The sequence below is a fragment of the Streptomyces sp. NPDC043726 genome (assembly GCF_056436565.1).
The window spans coordinates 268,619-291,168 of the sequence record NZ_JBWKCI010000013.1; the positions used below are offsets into that span (position 1 = coordinate 268,619).

At 68.8% G+C, this 22,550-nt stretch carries 14 protein-coding genes and 1 pseudogene; 11 read left to right on the forward strand and 4 right to left on the reverse strand.

The genetic code is table 11. The annotated features are described in order from the left end of the window. Positions 1–136: 136 nt before the first annotated feature. From AC068Z_RS33520 to AC068Z_RS33550, 7 genes are all read left to right on the forward strand, one after another. Positions 137–3,364: a non-ribosomal peptide synthetase gene (locus AC068Z_RS33520; protein WP_478564290.1), complete on the forward strand. Its 3,228-nt coding sequence runs from the start codon at positions 137–139 to the stop codon at positions 3,362–3,364. 126 nt (positions 3,365–3,490) lie between these two features. After that, the gene (locus tag AC068Z_RS33525; protein WP_478564293.1) at positions 3,491–4,840 is read left to right on the forward strand and encodes a lysine N(6)-hydroxylase/L-ornithine N(5)-oxygenase family protein; all 1,350 of its coding nucleotides are present in this window, start codon (positions 3,491–3,493) and stop codon (positions 4,838–4,840) included. After that, a complete protein-coding gene (locus AC068Z_RS33530; RefSeq protein WP_478564296.1) occupies positions 4,837–5,607 on the forward strand; it encodes a thioesterase II family protein in 771 nt (256 codons plus the stop codon). The genes AC068Z_RS33525 and AC068Z_RS33530 overlap by 4 nt, the downstream gene beginning before the upstream one ends. Before the next feature lie 228 nt (positions 5,608–5,835). After that, complete coding sequence (locus tag AC068Z_RS33535; RefSeq protein WP_478564299.1) at positions 5,836–7,428, forward strand: AMP-binding protein; 1,593 nt, start codon at positions 5,836–5,838, stop codon at positions 7,426–7,428. 1 nt (position 7,429) lies between these two features. Beyond that, positions 7,430–7,702, forward strand: coding sequence for a phosphopantetheine-binding protein (locus AC068Z_RS33540; protein ID WP_478564301.1), 273 nt, complete (start codon positions 7,430–7,432; stop codon positions 7,700–7,702). A 50-nt stretch (positions 7,703–7,752) separates the two neighbouring features. Continuing rightward, positions 7,753–9,738, forward strand: a complete 1,986-nt coding sequence (locus AC068Z_RS33545) for a B12-binding domain-containing radical SAM protein (protein WP_478564304.1) — start codon at positions 7,753–7,755, stop codon at positions 9,736–9,738. A 23-nt stretch (positions 9,739–9,761) separates the two neighbouring features. Continuing rightward, a complete protein-coding gene (locus AC068Z_RS33550; protein WP_478564307.1) occupies positions 9,762–11,036 on the forward strand; it encodes a valine--pyruvate transaminase in 1,275 nt (424 codons plus the stop codon). Positions 11,037–11,109: 73 nt separating this feature from the next. Here AC068Z_RS33550 and AC068Z_RS33555 read toward each other — a convergent pair whose 3' ends face one another. Next, positions 11,110–11,847, reverse strand: coding sequence for a class I SAM-dependent methyltransferase (locus AC068Z_RS33555; RefSeq protein ID WP_478564309.1), 738 nt, complete (start codon positions 11,845–11,847; stop codon positions 11,110–11,112). A 280-nt stretch (positions 11,848–12,127) separates the two neighbouring features. Further along, a pseudogene (locus tag AC068Z_RS33560) lies at positions 12,128–13,291 on the reverse strand (IS701 family transposase); the annotation flags it as partial. Positions 13,292–14,040: 749 nt separating this feature from the next. On the opposite strand from AC068Z_RS33560, the gene AC068Z_RS33565 reads away from it, so the two are divergent. Then, on the forward strand, positions 14,041–14,637 hold the full coding sequence (locus AC068Z_RS33565) for an LmbU family transcriptional regulator (RefSeq protein ID WP_478564312.1): 597 nt from the start codon (positions 14,041–14,043) through the stop codon (positions 14,635–14,637). Between the two features lie 50 nt (positions 14,638–14,687). Here AC068Z_RS33565 and AC068Z_RS33570 read toward each other — a convergent pair whose 3' ends face one another. Next, a complete protein-coding gene (locus tag AC068Z_RS33570) occupies positions 14,688–15,332 on the reverse strand; it encodes an FMN-binding negative transcriptional regulator (protein WP_478564315.1) in 645 nt (214 codons plus the stop codon). Between the two features lie 221 nt (positions 15,333–15,553). On the opposite strand from AC068Z_RS33570, the gene AC068Z_RS33575 reads away from it, so the two are divergent. After that, positions 15,554–16,723 (forward strand): serine hydrolase domain-containing protein, encoded by a 1,170-nt coding sequence (locus AC068Z_RS33575; protein ID WP_478564318.1) that lies wholly within the window; start codon positions 15,554–15,556, stop codon positions 16,721–16,723. 77 nt (positions 16,724–16,800) lie between these two features. On the opposite strand, the gene AC068Z_RS33580 is transcribed toward AC068Z_RS33575, so the two are convergent. Continuing rightward, a complete protein-coding gene (locus tag AC068Z_RS33580; RefSeq protein ID WP_478564321.1) occupies positions 16,801–18,315 on the reverse strand; it encodes an FAD-dependent monooxygenase in 1,515 nt (504 codons plus the stop codon). Positions 18,316–18,607: 292 nt separating this feature from the next. Between AC068Z_RS33580 and AC068Z_RS33585 the strand changes: the two genes are divergently transcribed. Beyond that, the gene (locus AC068Z_RS33585) at positions 18,608–20,578 is read left to right on the forward strand and encodes a GTP-binding protein (RefSeq protein ID WP_478564324.1); all 1,971 of its coding nucleotides are present in this window, start codon (positions 18,608–18,610) and stop codon (positions 20,576–20,578) included. 72 nt (positions 20,579–20,650) lie between these two features. Further along, positions 20,651–22,504, forward strand: coding sequence for a cellulase family glycosylhydrolase (locus tag AC068Z_RS33590; RefSeq protein ID WP_478564327.1), 1,854 nt, complete (start codon positions 20,651–20,653; stop codon positions 22,502–22,504). Positions 22,505–22,550: the final 46 nt, after the last annotated feature.

Genomic DNA, 22,550 nt, shown 5'->3' on the forward strand with positions numbered 1-22,550 from the left:
CGTCGGCAGGACACCCCCGAGTGCCCCGACGGGCCCTCAGCCCCGAACCCGATTGTCTTGACCGGTACTTCCCGCGTCCGTGAAGGTGGAGGCGATCTCGAATTCCGCCGAATCCCGGACCTGTTCGCTTGAGGAGATGATCCGTGTGCGCTCGTTCGGTGCGTCGTCTGCGCAAAAGGGAATGTGGCTGGCGCAGAGAATGACCCCCGACACGCTGAACCACGCGCTGTTCATGTGGGACGTGGACGGTGAACTGGACACGGCGGTCATGGAATCCGCATTCCGTCACGTACTCGGCGAGGCGGAAGTGCTGCGCGTCAACTTCATCGAAGTCGACGGCGAACTGCGGCAGATACCCCGGGAACTGGGGGACTGGCAGCCGTTCTTCATGGATGTGAGCGACACCGCCGATCCCGAGGAGACGGCCCGCGAGGCGCTGGCCGACCTGGTGAGGCAGCCGTTCGACCTGGAGCGGGATCTGCTGTTCCGGCTCGGAGTGGTGAGACTCGCGACGGACCGCTCCCTCGTGGTGGTCGCCTACCATCACCTCGTCTCGGACGGGTACGGCGCGGGCGGCCTGCTGTCGCGGCGCCTCGCGGAGGTCTACACGGCGCTCGTACGGGGTGCGCGGATACCGGAGTTGCCGCAGCCGTGGGACGCCGAGCCGTTCGCGGCCGAGTCGGCCCAGTACCGTGACTCCCCGGCCTTCACCGAGGACACCGAGTTCTGGCGCTCCTACCTGGCGAACGCGCCGGGACCCGCGCAGGTTCCCCGCATCGCCCTGCCCGAAGTGGCGCGGACCGTGCTGTCCGAGCGCACTGGCACCGCCGACCGCTGGGGCCAACTGGCCGACGCCATCGGCATGGTGAGCCGGACGCTGACCATCTCGCGCGCCGAGGCGGACAACTGGACCGACGCCGCGAAGTCCATGGGCGTGTGGATGTCGTCGCTGCTGACCGCAGCCGCGGCGGTGTACTTCCGGCACCGCTGCGACCGCCCCGAGTTCCTCCTCTCGATGGCCGTGGCCAACCGGACCGGGGCGGCGAGCAGCACGCCCGGCCTGGCGGTCAACGTGGTGCCGCTGCGGGTGCGGGTTCCGCTCGGCGCCACCTTCGGGGAGATTGCCGACTCGGTGGTCGACGAGACGTACGAGATCTTCGGCCACATGGCCTGCCACTACTCCGACATCCAGCGCGCGAGCGGCATCGGCCTGAGCGGACGCGGCAGTTTCGGCGCCGTGATCAACGTCGTCGAGTTCGCCGAGCAACTCCACTTCGCCGGCCGCCCCGCGCATCACCTCGGCGCAACGACCGGTGCCTTCGACGAACTGTCCATCGGCGTCTACACCGACGGAAGCGCCGACAGCGATCTCTTCCTCCGCCTCGACGCCCCCGCGACCCTGTACTCCGCGGCGGAACTGCGCTTCATCGGCCTGGAGCTGATCGCGTACACGCGTGCCCTGCTGGCCGCCGACCCCCAACTGCCGGTCGGTGCGCTCGACGTGGTCGCGGGCGCCCAGCGGGACCAGGTGCTGAGAGCGCCGAACGCCGCGGAAGTCCCGGTGCCCGAGCTGACGGTTCCCGAGCTGTTCGCCCTCCGGGTCGAGCAGGCTCCCGACGCCGTCGCGGTGCTCTCCGGGGAGTCCGCCCTCTCGTACCGCGAGCTGGACGAGAGGTCCGGCCGCGTGGCCGGGGCGCTGCGCCGCCGGGGCGTCGGACCCGAGACGGTCGTGGCGGTGGCGATGCCCCGCTCGGTGGACCTGGCCGTCGCCCTGCTGGGCGTGGCGAAGGCGGGCGGAGCCTACCTGCCCGTCGACCCGGCGGCGACCCCGGAGCGGGTCCGGCCGGTCGTGCGCGAGACCGGGGTGCGAGTCCTGCTCGCGGCAGCGGCGACGGCCGAAGCGCTCTGCGCCGATCCGGACGTCCCGGTGATCCGGTTCGACGACATCGCCTCGGAGGCCACGGGCGACGACGGTGCACCGGTCTCCGTGCACCCGGACAACCTGCTGGCCGTCATGTACGGTTCCGCAGCGGACGGCACGCCCACAGCGGTCGCCGTCACCCACGGGAACATGCGGCGGTCCGCCCTGGACCGGCAGTGGCGCGAAGGCAGCCGCGGCACCGTCCTGTGGCACTCCTCGCACACCTCCGAGGCGCTCGTGCTCGAACTGTGGGCGCCGCTGCTGAACGGCGGCCGGGTCATGGTGGCTCCGCCGGTCGACCTGGACATCGACACGCTGGCCGAACTGCGCGCGGTGCACGAGCGCTTTGCGCTGTGGCTGCCCGTGGGCCAGTTCTCGGCGATCGCCGCCGAGCACCCCAAGAGTCTCGCCGGCCTGCGCGAGGTGTGGACCGGCGGTGACCGCGTGTCCGCGGCCGCGCTGCGACGGGTGCGGGAGGCCTGCCCCGATCTCACGGTCGTGACCGGCCACGGCCCGACGGAGACGACGGTGTTCCCGGTGGCCCACCGCCTGGCCGGGGACGCCCCGGCGGACCACGTCGGCGCGGCCGGCCAGGCCGCGGACCACTCCGCCCTCTACGTGCTCGGGCCCGGCCTGGCGCCGGTGCCCGTGGGCGTGACCGGCGAGCTGTACGTGGCGGGCTCCGGCCTCGCCCGCGGCCTTGCCGGGCGGCCCGGGCCGACGGCGGAGCGGTTCGTGCCCTGCCCGTTCGGTCCTGCGGGCGGTCGCATGTACCGGACCGGGGACCGGATGCGCTGGGTCGCCGACGGCCGCCTGGAGTACGTGGGCCGGGCCGGCACCCGGACGGAGGTACGCGGTGCGACGGTCGAGCCGACGGAGATCGAAGAGGTACTGTCCGAGCACCCCGGGCTCGTCCGGTCCGTGGTGGTCGCCGGGCAGGACGACTCCGGGCAACGGCGGCTGGTCGCGTACGTGGTTCCGGTGGGTGAACGCGGAGCCGGGCCCGCGGCCGAGGAACTGCGCCGGTACGCCGCGGAGCGGCTGCCGGAGTCCATGGTGCCGTCCGTGTTCGTGGTGCTGGACAGCCTGCCGGTGACGGTCGGCGGAAGAGTGGACCGGGCAGCGCTGCCTGAACCCGTCTTCCACGACAGGAAGTACCGGGCACCTCGCAACCACACCGAGCGGGTGCTGGCCGAGGCCTTCGCCGACGCGCTCCAACTGGACCGCGTGGGCATCGACGAGGACTTCTTCGACCTCGGTGGCAACTCGCTGCGGGCGATCAGGCTCGTCGGTCTGATCCGCGCGGAGCTGAATCTCGAAGTCTCCATCCGCACCTTGTTCGCGGCACGCACCATCGCCGGTCTGTCGGACAGGTGGAAGGACCTCGCCCGGTCGAGCAGGCCGGCGCTGCGCAGGAGAACCAAGGACGGCGAAGCCCTCTGAGCATTTTACGTGTGAATTCATGTCCCGCCGACGGGACATGAATGCGGCAGGCGTACTTGAATGGCTCATCGTGCCGGGTCTACGTTGGCGGCGCGACCGATGGAAATGCCAGCGGGAGAATTCTCTATGAGTAATCGTGAAAACGAGATCTACGACGTGGTCGGCATTGGGTTCGGTCCGTCCAACCTGTCGCTCGCCATCGCCTTGCAGGAGTTCGGGGCGCATGGCCCGGAGAACCGGATCAGCAGCCTCTTCTTCGAGCGTCAGTCCTCTTTCGGCTGGCACCGCAACATGCTGCTGCCGTCGGCGACCATGCAGATATCCTTCCTCAAGGATCTGGTCACCTTCCGCAATCCGACGTCGAGTTTCAGCTTCGTCGCGTATCTGCACGCGTCGGGGCGGCTCCCGCAGTTCGTGAACAACCAGGACTTCTTCCCCACCCGCCAGGAGTTCCACCAGTACCTGGAGTGGGCGCAGTCGAGGGTGGCCGACCGCATCGTGTACGGCAGCGAGGTGACGTCGATCCGACGGCCGCCGGACGCCGCCGCGGAGCTGTCGGACCGTCTGCTGCTGGAGGTGGCGGACAACGCCGGCCGGCCCGGCCGCGTGGTCGAGGCCCGCAACGTGGTGATCTCCACCGGCCTGGTCCCGAGCATGCCCGAGGGAACCGAGCGCGACGAACGGGTCTGGCACAGCTCCGAGTTCCTGGAGAAGTACCGCCGGACGGACCCCGGGGAACTGCGCCGGGTGGCGGTGGCCGGAGCGGGCCAGAGCGCCGCCGAGATCACCAGGTTCCTGTACGACGAGCTGCCGCACGCCGAAGTCTGCGCGATCGTTCCGTCCTACGGCTACTCCGTCGCGGACGACACCCCCTTCGCCAATCAGATCTTCGATCTGAGGGCCGTCGACGAGTACTACTTCGGCACCGAGCAGACGCGAGAGGCGTTCTGGCGGTACCACCGCAACACGAACTACTCGGTCGTCGACGACGAGGTGATCCGCGACCTGTACCGCAGGTCGTACGACGACGACGTACGGGGCGTCAGCCGCCTGAAGTTCCTCAACCTGACGAGGGTCACCGGTGTGAAGCGCGCGGGCACCGAGACGCGCGTGTCCCTCCAGGAGGGCTCCGACGGCGGGGTGCGCGAACTCGACTTCGACCTGCTGGTCTGCGCGACCGGCTACGACGCGATGGAGCCGACGGACCTGCTCGGCGACCTCGACCGGTACTGCCTGCGCGACGAGGCCGGCCGGTACCGGGTGGAGCGGGACTACCGCATCGTCACCGAGCCCGGCATGCGCTGCGGCATCTACCTCCAGGGCGGCACCGAACACAGCCACGGCCTGACCTCCTCACTGCTGTCGAACATCGCGATACGCAGCGGCGAGATCCTCGACTCGATCGTCGCCAGGCGCACCGAGGCGAACGACGAGGGCGCGGTGCTCGCCGAGGCCGGAAAGGGAATGTTCCGATGAGTGATCCGGTCGAGGACCGGTGGCTGCGCCGCTACCGCGACGACGACGGCTGCGAGACGAAGCTGCTCTGCTTTGCCGCGGCCGGCGCCGGCGCGAGCGCGTACCGCAGCTGGGCACGGGGGCTGCCGCCTGACGTCGCCGTGCTCGCCGTCCGCTATCCGGGCCGCGAGGACCGGTTCGGCGACCCGTTCGCACCCCGGTTGGAGGCCCTCGCGGACGAGATAGCCGACGCGCTCGACGGGCTGACACGGCATCGGCTGGTGATGTTCGGTCACAGCATGGGGGCCTCGGTGGCGCACGAGGTGGCACTGCGCTTCCAGGAACGGGGTCGCGCTCCGGCCGCCCTGTGCGTGTCGGGCAGGCGGGCGACGCACGCGCTGGCCGGCCGGCAGATGATCTCCGGCACGGACGAGGAGATCATCGCGCATGTCGTGGGCTTCGACGCGAGCCGTGCCGCGGTGTTCGCCGACCCCGACCTGCGGGAGATCGTGCTCCCGGCGGTCCGCGCGGACTACCACCTGGTGGACGACTACGCCGGCGGCCCGCGGCCCCTCCTCGACTGTCCGGTCTACGGCTACACCGGCGACGCCGATTCCGAAGTGACGCCGGAACAGATGCACCGCTGGGGGGAATTGACGCACGATGCCTTCCGGCTCCGCGTACTGCCCGGGGGGCATTTCTATCTCAGGGCCGAAGAACCCGCTTTGCTGGCGGATCTGAACGACGTATTGGACGACATCAAGTGCCGTACAAAGACGGTCACTTGACCTGTGCAATGCCGTGGTACGCTGATTTCCGTGGCACGGTAATGCGTATCGGTGAGTGATGACATCACCGCCCAATTCCAACGTGCCGACTTCCGCTCGGTCGTCGGAAGCTGAGCCAGGGAAAGTCGCGTCGAATCCGGCAACGCCCTCTTGAGTAAACACGCTTGGTTCTCACGAGCGTCCTCGGCCTAGGGATGGCAGATGGCAAGTAAACCGACAGCGCTGACTGTGCCCCGACCGCTCCCCTCACTGTGGGGCGGTCCGGCCGACCCGCCGTGCCTGCTCGAGGCACTGGCAACGACCGCGGCGAAACGCTCGGGCGAGATCGCGGTCCGTGACGAGGACCGTGAACTGACCTACGGGGAACTGACCTTGTGGATCGGCGGCGTCGCAGCGGCCCTCGCGGACCAGGGCATCCGCCCGGGTGACCGGGTGGCGATCACCGGCTCACGAAGTGCCGCGATCGTGGCGGCGATGCTGGCCACGGTGTACATCGGTGCCACCTACGTGCCGCTGGACGCCGACTATCCGGTCAAGCGCCTGGAGCACATGAGCGCCGACAGCGGCGCCAGGCTGCTGCTGTTCGCCGACCAGGAGCCCGAGTTCGCGACCGGCGTGCGGACCCTGCGCATACCGCCGCTGCCCGCGGCCCCGGTCACGCCCGGCGCCGCGGCCATGCCGCCGCACTCCTGCCAGGCTGACCTGCCCGTGTACATCATCTACACCTCCGGGTCCACGGGACTGCCCAAGGGCGTCGCGCTCCCGCACCGCTCCATCGACAACATGGCGCACTGGCAGCGAAACCATTCGGTGCGGCCCGATCTGCGCACGGCCCAGTTCACGCCGCTCAACTTCGACGTGTGGTTCCAGGAGGTCCTCGGCACGCTGTGCGGCGGGGGAACCCTGGTGATCATGCCCGAGTCGCTGCGCCGTGACCCGATCGCGCTGCTCGACTGGCTGGCGGACAACCGGATCGAGCGCCTTCACCTGCCGTACGTGGCCCTGAACATGCTCACCACCGTCGCCGCCGCCGCCGACTCGCTCGACGGCCTCGCGCTCCGGGAGGTGAACCTCGGCGGCGAGCAACTCGTCTGCACCCCGGTCCTCAGGGACTTCTTCCGCCGGCTGCCGAACTGTCGGCTGAACATTCACTACGGCCAGAGCGAGTCCGCCATGGTCACCGCGCACACGCTGACCGGGCCGCCGGAGGACTGGCCGACCCTGCCGCCGATCGGGAGTCCGCTGCCCGGATGCGAGGCGATCATCGATCCGGCCGACCAGGACGAGCCAGGAGTGGGGGAGCTGCTGGTGGCGGGCCTGCCGCTGTCGACCGGCTACCTCAACCAGCCCCGCCTCAACGCGGCGCGCTACATCCCCCTGAACCTCACCCGGCACGGCCAGAACCGGGCCTTCCGCACCGGAGACCTGGTGCGCGTCGAGGACGGCGTCATCCACTACGTCGGCCGTGCCGACAACGAGGTGAAGATCCGCGGAGTCCGGGTGAATCCCCTCGAGGTGGACGCCTGCCTGCTCGAACAGCCCGGAGTCACCGAAGCGGTGTGCGTACCCCTCCAGGTCGCTGAGGGTTCCCGTCAGCTGCGGGCCGCGGTCACCGTCGACGGGGAGGAAGACGCCTTCGACGCCGGCCGGGCACTGGCCGCCCTGACCGAGCTGCTGCCCGGTCCCTCGGTGCCCGTGTCCGTCACGGTGCTGCCGGAGCTTCCCCGCACACCGAGCGGCAAGGCGGACCGCAAGGCGGTTGCCCGGACACTCGCGGAGATCCACCTTCAAGGCAAGACGTCAGCGCAGACAGGGGTGTGACATGGAAGGCGACTTCGAGACGGAGACGGAACGCCGGCTCGCAACGATCTGGGCCGATGTCCTCAAGATCGACAAGGTCGGGCGCGACCAGGACTTCTTCGGCCTCGGCGGGGATTCGCTGCTCGCCACCAAGGTGGTTCTGGCGGCCCGCCGCGTCTGGAACATCGACTTCACCGTACGGGTGCTCATCGACACCCCGGTCCTCGCCGGTCTGGCCGGACGCATCGACCAGTGGGTCGCGGAGGACACCGGGACCCCCAAGCAGACTTCATAGCCACGTAATTCGACGAGACAGCGGCACAGGATTCGGGGCGGAGGTCCGGAATGCTCATCGAAAGTATCCCGACTAGGGGCGGGGTCAAAGACCAGGAGCGCAAGAAAGTCGTGCTCGTCGAAATCCCCACCTACGAGAACATCCTTCCGCTCGCGTCCGGCTACATCCAGGCATGCGCGCAGGAGGACATCGAGGTGGGGCCGGCCCACACCTTCGAAATAGTCTCCTACCCGGTGACCGACGACCGGCACAAGCTGCTGGAGGAACTGGCGGGGAAGTACGCGGACATCTATACCTTCAGTTGTTACATCTGGAACATGAAGCTGGTCAGCTGGCTGCTGAGGGAGCTGCGGGAGAGGCAGCCGGACGCCCACTACCTGCTCGGCGGCCCGCAGGTGATGAATCACGCCGCGACCTATCTGGCGGACGCGCCGGCGAACGTCTACATATGCAACGGCGAGGGGGAGCGGACGTCCGTGGAGCTGCTCAGGCAGCTCAACAGCCCGACGCCCGACATCCGCCAGGTCCCCGGACTCAGCTTCTGGTCCGACGGCGAGCTCGTCACCACCGAGCCGGCGCCGCGGATCAGCAACCTCATGGAGATTCCGTCCCCCTTCCTCACGGGCGTCTTCGACGGCCGCGAGTTCAGCATGGGGATCCTGGAGACGAACCGAGGGTGCCCCTTCCGCTGCACCTTCTGCTACTGGGGCGCGGCCACCAACTCGAAGGTGATCAAGTTCGAGGAGGAGCGGATCCGGGCCGAGCTGGACTGGATCGCCGACAACGGCCTCTCCGGGCTCTTCATCGCCGACGCGAACTGGGGGCAGTCGCCACGGGACGTGGAGATGACCGAGCACATCGTCAAGCGCAAGAAAGAGGTCGGCTATCCACTGGTCGTCTACATGGCGGCCACCAAGAACCGGCCGGAGCGCATGGCGCAGATCACCGAGATATTCGTCCGCGGCGACCTGATGGTGACCCAGCCCATCTCGCTGCAGACGCTGAACCCCGAGGCTCTCAAGCTCATCGAGCGGTCCAACATCCGCGAGGAGACCTTCGTCGAGCTGCAGCGCACGCTCAGGGAAAAGCAGATCAGCTCCTACGTCGAACTGATCTGGCCGCTCCCGGGCGAGACCCCCGAGTCGTTCAAGGACGGTCTGACGAAGCTGTGCCGGTCCTACGCCGACACCGTCATCGTCTATCCGCAACTGCTCCTGCACAACACGCCGATGTTCAACCAGGTCGAGGAGTACGGCCTGACGACGGAACCGGTGCCGAGCGACGTGTCCGAGGCCGAGGTCGTGGTCGCCACGAACTGGGTGTCGAAGGACGAGTGCCGCGACGCCTACTGGCTGTACCACGCGATGCACACGATCTACAACATGCGGGGGCTGTTCCTGCTCTCCGGCTATCTCGACACCGCCGGCATCGTCTCCTACGGCGACCTGTTCGACAGCGTCGCGCGTTTCATGCGGCAACAGACGGATTCCGAGGTGCTCGACCTCATCTCCCGGTCACTGGCCGACCTGACCAACTACGACGTGCTCCTCAGCGGCAAGATCGGGCACATGATCCTCAGCACCCATCGTGAGGAGTTCGACAAGGTGCTGGTCGACTACGTCACGACTCAGGAGTGGTGGTCCGACCCGATGGCCCGGCAGGCGTTCGAGATGGACCTGCTGGCACGGCCGTACATCTACCGCGAACCGGTCAGCGTGCCGGACTACGACTTCACGGAGGTCACCGTGCAGGGCCTGGGCGATGCCGAGACCTTCCTCGTGGAGGTGTCCGCCGAGCTGGCCCGGCTGCTGACGGAGCGGGAGATGCTCGAGGCCGGTGTGCACGGCGACGGTGAGTCGGGTCGGGTCAGGCTGGGGATCAACCACCATGCCCGGCAGAAGATGCCGTACATGCCGCAGCGCAGCCTCGAGCACAACGCCAACTACTGCCACGGCACCGTCCTGCGGTTCCGCGAGATTCTGCCCTTCGTCGAGGTCCGCACACCCGACACCGCTCAGGCACCGGCCGCCGGCTGAGCGTCAGGAAAGGACCACGTCCCGTGGAGCTGTCCCGATCCGGAACCAAGATGGCCAGCCTGTCAGGACTCCGGCTCATCATGGACGACATCGCCACCACCACCGGCTCCGACACGGGAACGGAGTGGCTCAACCTGGGCATAGGCAATCCCGCCGCCATACCCGAGGTCATGGACACCTGGCAGCGGATGACCTCCGAGGCACTGGCTTCCTCCTTCGGCGAGGTCAGCTGCAGCTACGGACCGTCTCGCGGCCTGCCGGTACTCGTCGACGCCATCGCCGGATACTTCAACAGCCGTTACGGCTGGAGTGTGGGGCCGCGCAACATCGTGGTGGGCCCCGGCAGTCAGATGCTCTGCTTCATCGCCGCGGCACTCTTCACCGGGGCGGGTGCGACGAGGGACACCCAGCTGGTCCTGCCGATCACCCCGGACTACACCGGATACCAAGGGCTCTCCCTGACACCCGGTGGAATCCGGGGTGTCGAGCCCCTGCTGCGGCTCGAAGGCGACCGGTCCTTCCGCTATCTGCTGGATCTGCCCGCCGTCGAGAGCCTGACGGACGTCGGGCTCATGCTGTTCTCCAGCCCGAGCAATCCGGCCGGCCGCTGCGCGTCGCCCGACGAGATCCAGCGGCTCGTCTCGGCCGCCCGGTCCCACGACGTTCCGCTCGTGGTCGACAACGCCTACGGAGCTCCGTTCCCGGGCATCGGCGCACTGTCCATGGCGCCGGTGTGGGACGAGCGGGTCATCAATGTCTTCTCGGTCTCGAAGGCCGGGCTTCCCGGGGAGCGTCTGGGCTTCGCCGTCGCCGACGAGCGCTACATCGATCCGATCGTCTCGTTCCTCTCCAACTCGGCGCTGCACGCCCCCCAGCTGGTGCAGTCGGCACTGGCCCACGCGCTGCGGTCCGACGTGCTCGACAAACTGGTCGCGTCCATCATCGGCCCCTTCTACGCAGAGCGGCGCAAGTCCGTCGAGGCGCTGCTGGCTCGGGCACTGCCGAAGGACGTCTCCTGGCACCTGCACGCCGCCGACGGAGGCATGTTCTGCTGGCTCTGGGTGGACGAGGAGTGGTTCGACGACCTCCGGCTGTACGAGCTGCTCAAGCGCAGAGGCGTCTTCGTCGTGCCGGGGAGGCACTTCTTCACCGACGTCGAGCACAGCCCGGGCCTCGGCCGCCACCCCCGACAGTGCTTCCGCATCAGCATCACCCCCGATCCGGATGTCATCGCCGCCGGCATCGAGGTGATCGCGTCGGCGTTGGACGACATGCGCGCCGCGAGCACCGCACCGTGACGGTCCAGCCACCGGACACGAAGAATGCTCCAGGGCGGTCGGAGGGACCGCCCTGGAGCATTCTTCGTGTCCGTCAGCTCACCTTGGGCGCCGAGTCCAGCTGCACCGCGACGGACAGATAGCTCGACGCGAACGAGAAGTAGTGGAACTTGACGTCGAACGCGTCCACGAACTCCATCAGAGCCCGGTACTCGTGCTTGCGCCACCCGGGGTAGTTGAGGAACTCGTCGAAAACGATGATCGAGCCGGCACGCAGCCGAGGGGCGAGTCCGAACAGGACCGTGCGCGCGCTGGAGTACAGGTCCGAGTCGATGTGCACGAGAGCCACCGGTTCGTCGGTGCCCGCCAGGTACTTCGGCAGCGTGTCCTCGAACAGACCGACGTGCAGCTGCGCGTTGGACGGAAGACCGGTCGGCAGCCGCCCCTCGGTGCTGTACGTGCCCACCGGACTGTCATGGGTCCAGTCCTCGGGCAGACCCTTGAACGAGTCGAAGCCGTGCACCGTGCGGTCCTCGAACTCCTCGCAGAGGATGGCCAGGGTCTGGCCTCCCATGACACCGAACTCGAGCACGTCGCCGTCTGTCCTCACCGAGAGGCAGGCATGCCGGAGGAGATTCTCCCGGCCGCCGAGATTCTGTGCCGACGCGAAATGCTCTTCCAGAAAGCGGGCCGCGTCCACCACCGAAATTATCTTTGCCATGCGCGCGTAGTCGGTCAGCAGGCTTGTGATGTCCATTCCGTTGAGGTCCGGCAGCAGGCGACTGAGCTCCGGAAGCACTGGCAGCAGGCCTTCGGTTACTTCGTCGTCCATGATCCTCCTCGACTCGATTCACTGAACAGGACGGTACAGAGGGCCGTTCCGCGTGACAATGGAGAGCAGGTCGATATTCGCCGGCCAGAAGAATGCGGCGGAAATTCCATTGGCGCCGTCGGATTTTCCGCCGCGTAGTGGCACCCTTTATCGGCACGGCTGTCCCGCCGACGGGACAGCCGTGGAGAGCTCTCTAGGCCGGAGACGTCCCGGTGCGCTCTCCCGCCGAGCAGCAGTGGGGCGTCGTGTGGCCGGGACACTGGCTGTCCCGTCGGCGGGACGGCACCACGGAGCTGAGCCCGTTCAGGTGCTGGAAGGCGTACGCGGCGGACACGAGGGCCATGTGGTGGTACCAGCCGGGGAACGACCGTCCCTCGAAGTCCAGCAGCCCGAAGTCCCGCCGCATGGAGCCGATCGCGCTCGCCGTCCCGCTCTGGAGTGCGGCGATCGAACCGACGTCCGCGACGGCCCCGTGGGCGAGGCTGGTGAGCCACAGAGGGCGGGGACGGTCGTGGCCCACCTCGGTGGAGAGCCGGTAGGCGGGGCCGGGGTAGCGGCCCGGAGAGCTGCCTGGCAGATACACGAGCGAGGTCTGGACCGGTGCGCTGCGCGGCAAGCCGTCCGGCAGGCCGACCACGGCCGTCTCCTGGCCCCGCGTGTGGACCAGGGTCCTCGCGCTCACGGGCGTGGGGGCTTTCTCGCCCGCGGGCAGCACCGCCAGGTGCGGCGGCACGGCGACGACGAAGTCCTGGCGTCGCTCGGCGAGTTTGTGCACCAGACATCCCACGTCGGGTTCGTCGCTCATGTCGACGAGGACCACGGAGGACGTGGAGCCCGTGCGGGCTGACAGGCGTTCGACGAGTTGGAGTGCCTGTGCCCACAGCGGCTGGTACTCCTCGGAGTCCGGAATGCGTGCCTCCGCACGGCGCTCGGGGTCGCGTGTCCAGGACGTGGGCAGGTGCAGGCTCCAGTCGACGGGCACCTGCACGCCGCCCACGTGCAGGAACGCCCCCAACCCCAGCTGGCAGTTGAGCGTACGGCCCGAGGACAGGTCGAAGTAGCGATGGACGCCTACGGACCGGTCACCGCGCTTGGGCAGGACGGCCCGGCCGATGGACCAGACCGGGGCGGGGCGGCGCCGTGCCACCCAGTGCGTCAGTTCCGCCATCACCTCGTCGAAGTCCCACGGGCTGAGATTGACGAACTGGCGCAACGACTGCGCGACGGACGGATCGCGGGAGATCACGGTGGCGAGTCGGCGCACCGATTTCTTGCCCGGCGTGGCGAGCAGGCCTTTCAGATAGACATGCGCCCACTTGCGTTGGTCGATTCGGCGCAGGCTCTTGAAGATCGTCCTGCTGTAGCGATGCAGGGCTAATTCCGAGTCGCCGGCGCCGGCGGTGTGGCGGGAAGTCGACGAGCCATCCGATTGGACCGCATCCATGCCAACAATAACTCCCCCGACGTTACCGAGCGTTGGGGGGAGTCTAGGGCGAACGTCAGTGCGGCGCCACTATCCGGCGATGCTCCAGTACGGCTTGAGCCGGCCCTGGGAGCCTGACGCGGCACGTAGGCAAGGAGTGCACGGACAGGTGACAATGGCCAGATTCCGATCACTTTTTGTTGGGCCGAGCACTTGCCTTCTTGCCAGGATGGCTTGTCCAACCCTCCGCCGCAGCCTTCGAGCGCTGCGGGCATGAGGTGGTGACCTGCGGTGAAGCGTGATGATTCCGCTTCGGTGGGTGGCCGGCCGTGACCGTCGTCATGGCCGACTCGGACCGTCATGGGCTCTGTGCACCCATTGAATCACGCCATTCCGTGGAATAGGGCGCTAAGATTTCATTAAGAGGTTCGAACTTCGCAAAGTCGCGTTCGAAGGTGTCTGGATCCTTGAACTGGTCAACGTTGCCGGGATCTACTCGGGAGCGCGGCGGCTGGTCATCCCGACCTTGCGGAGGAATCCACGCATTGGCCGGTTCGGGCTCATCGGGATCGACCGTTTCCCTATCTGACGGGAAGCCATCGCGAACACACGAAATACACGTGCGTTGCCACGGAGGCGTGATGACGAGTCGGGCCGAGGGAAACAGAGACCCCAAGGCGCTCATGTCCGAAACGACCACGGATACCATGTCCGGGGCCCGGAAAAATGCCCGGGCGGAATCGCGGCGCGATCAGGTACTCACCACAAAGGTGGGCCTGCACATACCGTTAGGACTCTCCTTCGAGGAGTGGGAACGCGCCGGACGTCAGCTTTCCGGGCTGCTCAACTCATCGTCCTGGTGGCTCGGGGACTGGCTTGTCTACGGCAAGGACCAGTACGCCGACCGCTACGACCGCGGCATCCGCGCGGCCGGTCTGCAGTATCAGACGCTGCGCAACTACGCCTGGGTCTCCCGGCGGTTCGAACTGCACCGGCGCCGGCCCGCCCTCAGTTTCCAGCACCACGCCGAATTGGCTTCGCTGCCCGTCGACGACCAGGAGACCTGGCTCGATCGTGCCGAGCGGATGAAGTGGAACACCAAGCAGCTGCGCGATGCCATTCGGGCAGAGCGCGCGGGCACCCCGCAGCGGACCGGTGACGTGGCGACGACCCGTCGGCTCGCCGTGCCCGACAACCGGCTCCAGTGGTGGCACAAGGCGGCCGCCCATGCCGGCGCCGAGCTGGAGGAGTGGGTGACGGCCACGCTCGACGCCGCCGCCAAACAGCTGCTCGAAGAGGTCGACCGGCCACTGACCCGTGCGGCGAGGGTGCTGGAGACACGCGGAGGCGCCCTCCCGGCACAGTGAACAGGGGGTCCGCACCGTGGGGTGCGGACCCCGCCACACGGCGAGGACCACTACGGCAGGCGGCTCATGAGATCCGCCGTCTGCGTGTGGCGGGTGCATCCGCGCTCGGCGAACGACCGCTCGACCCGTTCGCGAATCTCCGGGCGCTGCTCCTGGCTGAGCTTGAACATTCCCTCGGCCTTGGTGACCCGGACGCGGAAAGCGCCCACACCGGGCACTATCTTCCGGAAATAGTCGACGGATTCACTCATGTCCCAGCTGTCGCCGAATTCCTTCTCGAATGCCCGTACCGTTGCCTGTACGACGCCCAGTGTCTCCTCCGTCGAATCGATCTTCTCCACCACTCCGTGGGCGTGCACCGAGGTGAAGTTCCATGTCGGGGCGGCGGGCGTGATGTCGTAGACGGTGGGCGAAACGTAAGCGTGCGGGCCCGTGAAGGTCAGCAGGATGACCGATCCGTTCTCCAGTTCCGCCCAGTGTGGATTGGCTCGGTTCATATGGCCCAGCAAGGGCATGTCGGCCAAGTCCGCGGCGGCCGGTCCTTCCCAGTCCGGATCGGTGATGATCGGAAGATGGGTGGCGCGCGGTCCGTGGGTGGGAGTTCCGTTGCTCACCATCAGCGCCAGCGGGTTGCCGCGCATCAGGTCGACCATCCATGAAACGTCAGGTTCCCGGTAATCGCTGGGGACGAACATACAGCACTCACCCTTCATGCGGCGCTGCGAGAATACGGCGGAATGGCCTGAGAATCCGTCACAGTGTCCTGTCGACGGGACAATCGGGCTCTCCATCATGGCCCGTAGCCGTCGACGGTGCAATGAAGGCATAAGAATTTCCACCGGGTAAAACAACTCTGTTCCCCCTTCCGATGTATTTCCGGAAAGAGGGTGGACGGACTTTCCACAGGAGTACGGGAATGGCGATACGGAAGAGATCGAGGACCGGCGTGGTGGCCCTGGCGGTTCTCGCGATGGCGGGAACCGCTTTCACGGGTTCCGCGCAGGCATCGCGGGACACGGCCTCCGCGGCGGTCGACCACAGTGCGACACAGCTCGCGATGGACGCGGCCGTGCGGGCAGGCGTTCCTGGCATCACCGCCGCAGCACGCGATGCCGACGGCGTCTGGAAGTCGGCGTCAGGGGTGGGGAACCTGAACACGGGTGCACCGCGTGGCAGGAACGACCGGTTCCGCGTCAGCAGCATCACCGACACGTTCGTGGCGACGGTCCTGCTTCAGATGGTGGCCGAGAAGCGGCTCGATCTCGACGACACCGTGGACCGCTACCTGCCGGGCCTGGTGTCCGGCAACGGCAACGACGGTCGTCGGATCACCGTGCGACAGCTCCTGAACCACACCAGTGGTCTGTTCGACTACCTCGCCGACCCGGCGTACAGCGAGAAGTACCTGGCGGGAGACGGCTTCCTCCGGCACCGGTACGACACTCTGACGCCCGAGCAGCGTGTGCAGGCGGGGCTTTCCCACGAGCCGCTGTTCGCGCCGGGCGCCAGGCACTCGTTCTCCACCACCAACGACGTACTGGCCGCGCTGATCGTCGAGAAGGTCGGAGGCGGATCGTACGAGGACGAGGTGCGTGAGCGCATCATCGAACCCCTGCGGCTCAACGCGACGTCCCTGCCCGGGAACGGCGTCCGGCTGCCCAGGCCCAGCAGCCGCGGCTACTCCAGGTTCTTCCCCGCACTGCCGGACTGGATCGATGTCACCGAGGTCAACGGGTCCCAGCTCTGGGGCAGCGGCGACATCATCTCCAGCGCGGCGGATCTGAACCGCTTCTACGGCGCCCTGATGCGCGGAAGGCTGCTGCCGCCGCGGCAGCTGGAGGAGATGAAGAAGAGCGTCGTCAACCCCGATTTCCCGGGCGCGTCCTACGGCCTGGGCATCGAGCGGTTCGAGCTCGGCTGCGGCACCACCCTCTGGTACCACGACGGAGGCATGGCGGGGTGGATCACCCTGGCCGCCACCACAGAGGACGGCCGCCATCAGTTCACGCTCAACTACAACGCCGACTGGGGGGCGCAGACCGTCCTCTCCGTCGTGAACGCCGAGTTCTGCACTCCCTCTCCCTGACACCCGGGGGGACGACCCCATCTCCACGCCCGTGCTCGACGGCGGGCGTGGAGGAACCGGTCACCTCGGGCGCCGTCTCACCGCTGGAGGGCCGGCCCGAACCAGGTGGCCAGGGCGGTCCGGAGGGCAGAGGCGTCGAAGGAGCCCGCGTCGGCGGCCCAGGCGACATGTCCGTCGGGGCGGATGAGGAGCGCGGCGGGGGCGGGGATGTCGCCGACGGCCGGGACGGGCCAGTGGTCGTCCTGACTGCGCGCCTCGACGAGGTCGACGCGATCGGCCCAGCCCTGAGCGACCGCCGCCGTCTCGGCGCTGCCGCGCAGGTCGAGCAGTACGGGGTGGGCGGGGTGCAGCAACTCGTAGACGCGGAGGGCACCGTCGGGCGTCTTGAGGTCGGCGTCGGGGACCCGGCGGCCCGCCAGCGGGTGCTCGCTGTCGACCTCGTACCGGATGGCCACCGCGGTGATCATGTCGCGCAGATGCCGGTTGACGTCGTCGAACACCATGAGCGAGCCGAACACCTCGCGCAGGGCGTCCATGTCGGTGCCGGGGCGGGCCAACGCCGACTGCGCCCGGGTGTTGTGCAGGAGGCGTTCCCCGACCGGATGCCGTTCGCTGTGGTAGGTGTCCAGCAGGCTCTCCGGGGCCCGGCCGCGCGCCACGGCCGCGAGCTTCCAGCCGAGGTTGACCGCGTCCTGAACGCCTACGTTGAGCCCCTGTCCGCCCGCCGGGTAGTGGATGTGCGCCGCGTCCCCCGCGAGCAGCACCCGGCCCTTCCGGTACTGGGCGGCCTGCCGTGCGGCGTCACCGAACCGGGAGAGCCACCTGGGATTGCGCATGCCGTAGTCGGTGCCCGCGAGTCTGACCAGCGACTCCCGGAGCTGCTCGAACGTCACGGAGTCGTCCCGGTCCGCGACACCGTCGTACTCGGACGTGATCACCCGGTGCCAGCCCGGCTCCAGGGCGAGCGCCGAGAAGTGGCCACCCGGACAGCGCTGCATGAAGATGAAATCCTGCGGCAGATCGGGGAGTTCGACATCGCCGAGCAAGGCGGTCATCGTCGCCGGAGTGCCGGGGAATTCGATGCCCGACAGTCGGCGCACCGAGCTGCGCCCGCCGTCGCAGCCCACAAGGTAGCGGGCGCGCAGAGTCGTGGACTCCGCCTCCGCCGAACGCAGTTCGACTGTCACGCCCGCCTCGTCCTGGCGGAGACCGGTCACCTCGGCCGCCCACCGAACCCGCACGCCGAGCTCGGCCGCCCACTCCTCCAGCAGCCCTTCGATGGTGGACTGAAGGATCATCAGGGGGAGGGGGTGCCTGGACTCGAACTCGTCGAAGTCCAGCCAGAGGCCGGAGAAGTGGCCCACCGGTGTCAGGTTGCCGGCCGCCAGAAAGCGGTCCAGGACTCCTCGCTGGTCCAGCACCTCCAGGGTGCGCGCGTGTATCCCGCCGGCTCGTGACTCACCCGTTCGTCGCGGAAGGCGTTCGGCCACCACCACCTCTGCGCCGGCCAGTCGCAGTTCGCACGCGAGCATCAAGCCCGTAGGCCCGGCGCCCGCGATCAGCACATCCGTGTCCGTGCTGGCGTGTCCCACGTCGTCGCTCCCTCGTTCCGCCGTGCCGCTCACCTCGTCGACGCCTCCACGTTCCCGACGGTGGATCAGCAGGTCAAGGCAGTGCCGTGCGAGGGGAACCGGGCCGCGGGGGACTTGTCCCGTCCCGCCGGCGGGACAGCGCGCCCTTTGAGAATTAATCCGTTGCCGGCGCCGGGGCGTTCCTGCTGCACTGAACGGAACCGAGCCGTCATGCACCGAGGAGCTTCCATGCGCACTGCGTTCATGTCCCGCCAGGAAGGAACGACCCCCTCATCGAAGGACATGACGCTTCGTGCCGTTGCTCAACCTCGGAATCCTCGCCCACGTCGACGCCGGTAAGACCAGCCTGACCGAGCGGCTGCTGCACTCGGTCGGTGTCATCGACGAGATCGGCAGCGTCGACGCCGGGACCACCCGGACCGACACCCTCGCGCTGGAGCGCCGGCGCGGGATCACCATCAAGTCCGCCGTCGTGTCCTTCCCGGTCGACGACGTGACGGTCAACCTCATCGACACCCCGGGCCACCCGGACTTCATCGCCGAGGTGGAGCGCGTGCTCGGCGTCCTCGACGGGGCCGTGCTGGTCGTCTCCGCCGTCGAGGGGGTCCAGGCGCAGACCCGGGTCCTGATGCGGACCCTGCGCAGGCTGCGCATCCCCACCCTCATCCTCGTCAACAAGATCGACCGGCGCGGGGCCGGGGAGCGGGAAGTCCTGCGCGCGCTCACCCGGCGCCTGGGCGTCGCGGTCGTGCCGATGGGCCGCACCAGCGGGCTCGGCACCCGCGAGGCGGCGTTCACCCCGGAGCTGGGCCCGGCCGCGCTCGACGCCCTCGCCGAACACGACGACGACCTGCTCACCGCCTACGTCGAGCACACCGTCACCGAGGACCGTCTGCGCGCCGCCCTCGTCGACCAGACCCGGCAGTGCCTGGTCCATCCGGTGTACTTCGGCTCGGCCGTCACCGGAGCGGGCGTCGACGCGCTGATCGGCGGCATCCGGCAGCTGCTGCCCGCCGCCGCGGGGGACCCGGACGGCCCGCTCTCCGGCACCGTCTTCAAGGTCGAGCGGGGCCCGGCGGGCGAGAAGATCGCCTACGCGCGGATCTTTTCCGGCACGCTCGGCGTCCGTGAGCCGCTCCTGTTCGGCGACGCCCGCCAGGAGGGCAAGGTGACCGGGGCCGGCGTCTTCGAGCACGGCACCGACGTCCGCCGCGACACCGTCCCGGCGGGCCGGATCGCCCGGCTGTGGGGCCTGTCCGACATCCGGATCGGCGACACCCTCGGCCTGCCCCGCGAGGCGGAGAGCCACTCCTTCGCCCCGCCCACCCTGGAGACGGTCGTCGTGCCCGGCCCGGACGCCGACCCGAGGGCCCTGCACGTGGCGCTGACCCAGCTCGCCGAACAGGACCCGCTGATCGGCCTTCGCCACGACGAGGCGCGCCGGGAGATCTCCGTCTCCCTCTACGGCGAGGTGCAGAAAGAGGTCGTCCAGGCCACGCTCGCCGACGAGTACGGCCTCGACGTCACCTTCCGCGAGACGACACCGCTCTGCGTCGAGCGACCGGTCGGGACCGGCACCGCCGTCGAGTTCAACAAGAAGGACGGCAACCCCTTCCTGGCCACGGTCGGTCTGCGGGTCGAGCCCGCGCCGCCCGGCAGCGGGGTCACCTTCGCGCTGGAGGTGGAGCTCGGCGCCATGCCGTACGCCTTCTTCAAGGCCGTCGAGGACACCGTCCGCGAGAGCCTCGGCCAAGGCCTGCACGGCTGGCGGATCCCCGACTGCGCGGTCACCATGACGCACTCCGGCTACTCGCCCCGGCAGAGCCACGCCCACCAGGGCTTCGACAAGAGCATGTCCAGCACCGGCTACGACTTCCGCGGACTGACGCCACTGGTCCTCGTCGAGGCGCTGCGCCGGGCGGGCACGCGGGTGTACGAGCCGATGCACCGCTTCCGCGTCGAGGCCCCGGCCGACACCCTCGGCGCCCTGCTGCCGGTGCTGGCAGCGCTCGGCGCGGTACCGGCGTCCACCGGGACCCGCGAGGCGACCTGCGTCCTGGAGGGCGCGGTGCCGGCGGCCCGGGTGCACGCACTGGAGCAGCGGCTGCCCGGCCTGACCCGGGGCGAGGGCGAGCTGGAGAGCGCCTTCGACCACTACGCGCCGGTCGTCCGGGGGACGGTTCCGCAGCGGGCGCGCACCGACCACAACCCGCTGAACCGGAAGGAGTACCTGTTGAACGTGACGCGGCGAGTGGGCGGCTGAGCTGACTGACAGTCAACTTACCTGTGAGTCAGAAGTGTTGACGGAGCCCTGAGCGCGCCTGACTGTAGGGGCATGCCGACTGTCCGGACGCGTCTGCTCGTTGTCCTGGTCGTCCTCCTAGGATCCCTGGCGGTGACGGGCCCCACTCCCGCCACCGCCGCCTCCCTGCCCGGCTCCCTCTGGTTCGACGAAACGCCCCTCACCGTCCACAACGGCCGCTTCACCGACGGACACGGCCGCGAGGTCGTGCTGCGCGGCTACAACGTCTCCGGCGAGACCAAGCTCGCCGAGAACGGCGGCCTGCCCTTCGCCTCCGTCGCCGACGCACGGAAGTCCGCCGCCGCGCTGCGCGCCCTAGGCGGCGGCAACACGGTCCGCTTCCTGCTCTCCTGGGCCTACGCCGAACCCGTGCGCGGCCAGGTGGACACCGCCTACCTGTCCGCCGCCACCGCCCAGATCGGTGCCTTCCTCGACGCGGGCATCCGCGTCTACCCGGACTTCCACCAGGACCTCTACTCCCGGTACCTCTTCGACCCGGACAGCTGGTACACCGGCGACGGCGCCCCCCAGTGGGCCGTGGACGCCGGGAACTACCCCGACGAGTACTGCGGCATCTGCCCGTTCTGGGGCCAGAACATCACCCAGAACGAGGCGGTCAAGCAGGCGTCGTACGACTTCTGGCACAACAGGTACGGCCTCCAGGACGCCTTCCTCGCCACCGCCCGGGCGACGATGACATACCTCCGGCAGAACCTCGGCACGGCACGGTTCGCGGGCGTCGTCGGCTTCGACCCGTACAACGAACCGCACGCGGGCGTGTACGACTCCGGGCAGACCAGCCGCGCCTGGGAACGGGACGTGCTGTGGCCCTTCTACGAGCGGTTCCGGGCCCGCATGGACGCGGCCGGCTGGCAGGACAAGCCCGCCTTCGTGGAGCCCAACCTCTTCTGGAACGCCAACCTCGACTTCCAGAAGCAGGAGGGCGGCCTGCTGGACGCCGGACAACTCGGCCCGCGCTACGTGTTCAACACCCACTTCTACGACCAGAAGGCCATCTCCGGGATCTTCATGTGGGGCAAGGCGCGGGACGGGCAGTACGCCGGTGACTTCGGCACCGTCCGCGACCGGGCCGCGGCGACCGGGACCCCCGCGATCGTCAGCGAGTTCGGGCACCCGCTGTCCGGCACGGTCTCCGACAAGGCCCCGACCGTCCTGAAAGCCATGTACCAGGCCCTCGACTCCCGTCTGCCGGGCGCGAGTTGGTGGGCGGACCCGACCGCCTCCGGCCCCGTCCTGTCGGGCAGCCAGTGGCAGTGGGACATCTACCACGGCCGCCACCACGAGCTGATGAACGGCAACCCCGACAAGGTGCTCACCGCCGGTGACGCCTGGAACGACGAGGACCTCTCCGCCGTACGCCTCGACGACTCGGGCACCCCCGTCCTGCGCCAGGACGCCCGCCTCCTGGACCGGGTCTACCCGAGCGCCACCTCCGGCACCACCGTCGCCTTCACCTACGAGGACCGCTCCCGCGACGGCTCCACCACCCTGACCTGGAACCCGGTGCCCAGCACCCTGCCGAGCGTCGCGCGCCTGGTCGGCACCGGCCAGTACGCCCTGCTGATGTGGCGCTCCAACGGCGGCTCGGCGCCCACCGAGTTGCACCTCCCCGCCTCCTTCCCGACCGGCTCCACCACCGTGGTCTCCGACCTCGGCACCGCGTACGCCCCGCCCGCCTACACCTCGACGACCCCGGTCGCCGTGGCCCCCGAACCCGGCGGCACCGGCAGCCGCCGACTGCTGCTCACCGACTCCGACTCCGGCGCCCCGCACTACGCGCTGGTGACCAACGGGGCCTCGGCCCCGTCCGCCGACCTGCTCACCGCCGCCCGCGCCGAGCTGACGGCGTGGGCCGCCGCACGGTGACCGATTGACCCTCCCCTTACGTCAGGGCGCACGCTGTACCCCGTCG

What these genes read in the sequence shown, in the direction of transcription:
- AC068Z_RS33520 (WP_478564290.1), top strand. Translation starts at nt 137, where the DNA reads ATGATCCGTGTGCGCTCGTTCGGTGCGTCGTCTGCGCAAAAGGGAATG.
- AC068Z_RS33525 (WP_478564293.1), top strand. Translation starts at nt 3,491, where the DNA reads ATGAGTAATCGTGAAAACGAGATCTACGACGTGGTCGGCATTGGGTTC.
- AC068Z_RS33530 (WP_478564296.1), top strand. Translation starts at nt 4,837, where the DNA reads ATGAGTGATCCGGTCGAGGACCGGTGGCTGCGCCGCTACCGCGACGAC.
- AC068Z_RS33540 (WP_478564301.1), top strand. Translation starts at nt 7,430, where the DNA reads ATGGAAGGCGACTTCGAGACGGAGACGGAACGCCGGCTCGCAACGATC.
- AC068Z_RS33545 (WP_478564304.1), top strand. Translation starts at nt 7,753, where the DNA reads ATGCTCATCGAAAGTATCCCGACTAGGGGCGGGGTCAAAGACCAGGAG.
- AC068Z_RS33555 (WP_478564309.1), bottom strand. Translation starts at nt 11,847, where the DNA reads ATGGACGACGAAGTAACCGAAGGCCTGCTGCCAGTGCTTCCGGAGCTC.
- AC068Z_RS33570 (WP_478564315.1), bottom strand. Translation starts at nt 15,332, where the DNA reads ATGTTCGTCCCCAGCGATTACCGGGAACCTGACGTTTCATGGATGGTC.
- AC068Z_RS33575 (WP_478564318.1), top strand. Translation starts at nt 15,554, where the DNA reads ATGGCGATACGGAAGAGATCGAGGACCGGCGTGGTGGCCCTGGCGGTT.
- AC068Z_RS33590 (WP_478564327.1), top strand. Translation starts at nt 20,651, where the DNA reads ATGCCGACTGTCCGGACGCGTCTGCTCGTTGTCCTGGTCGTCCTCCTA.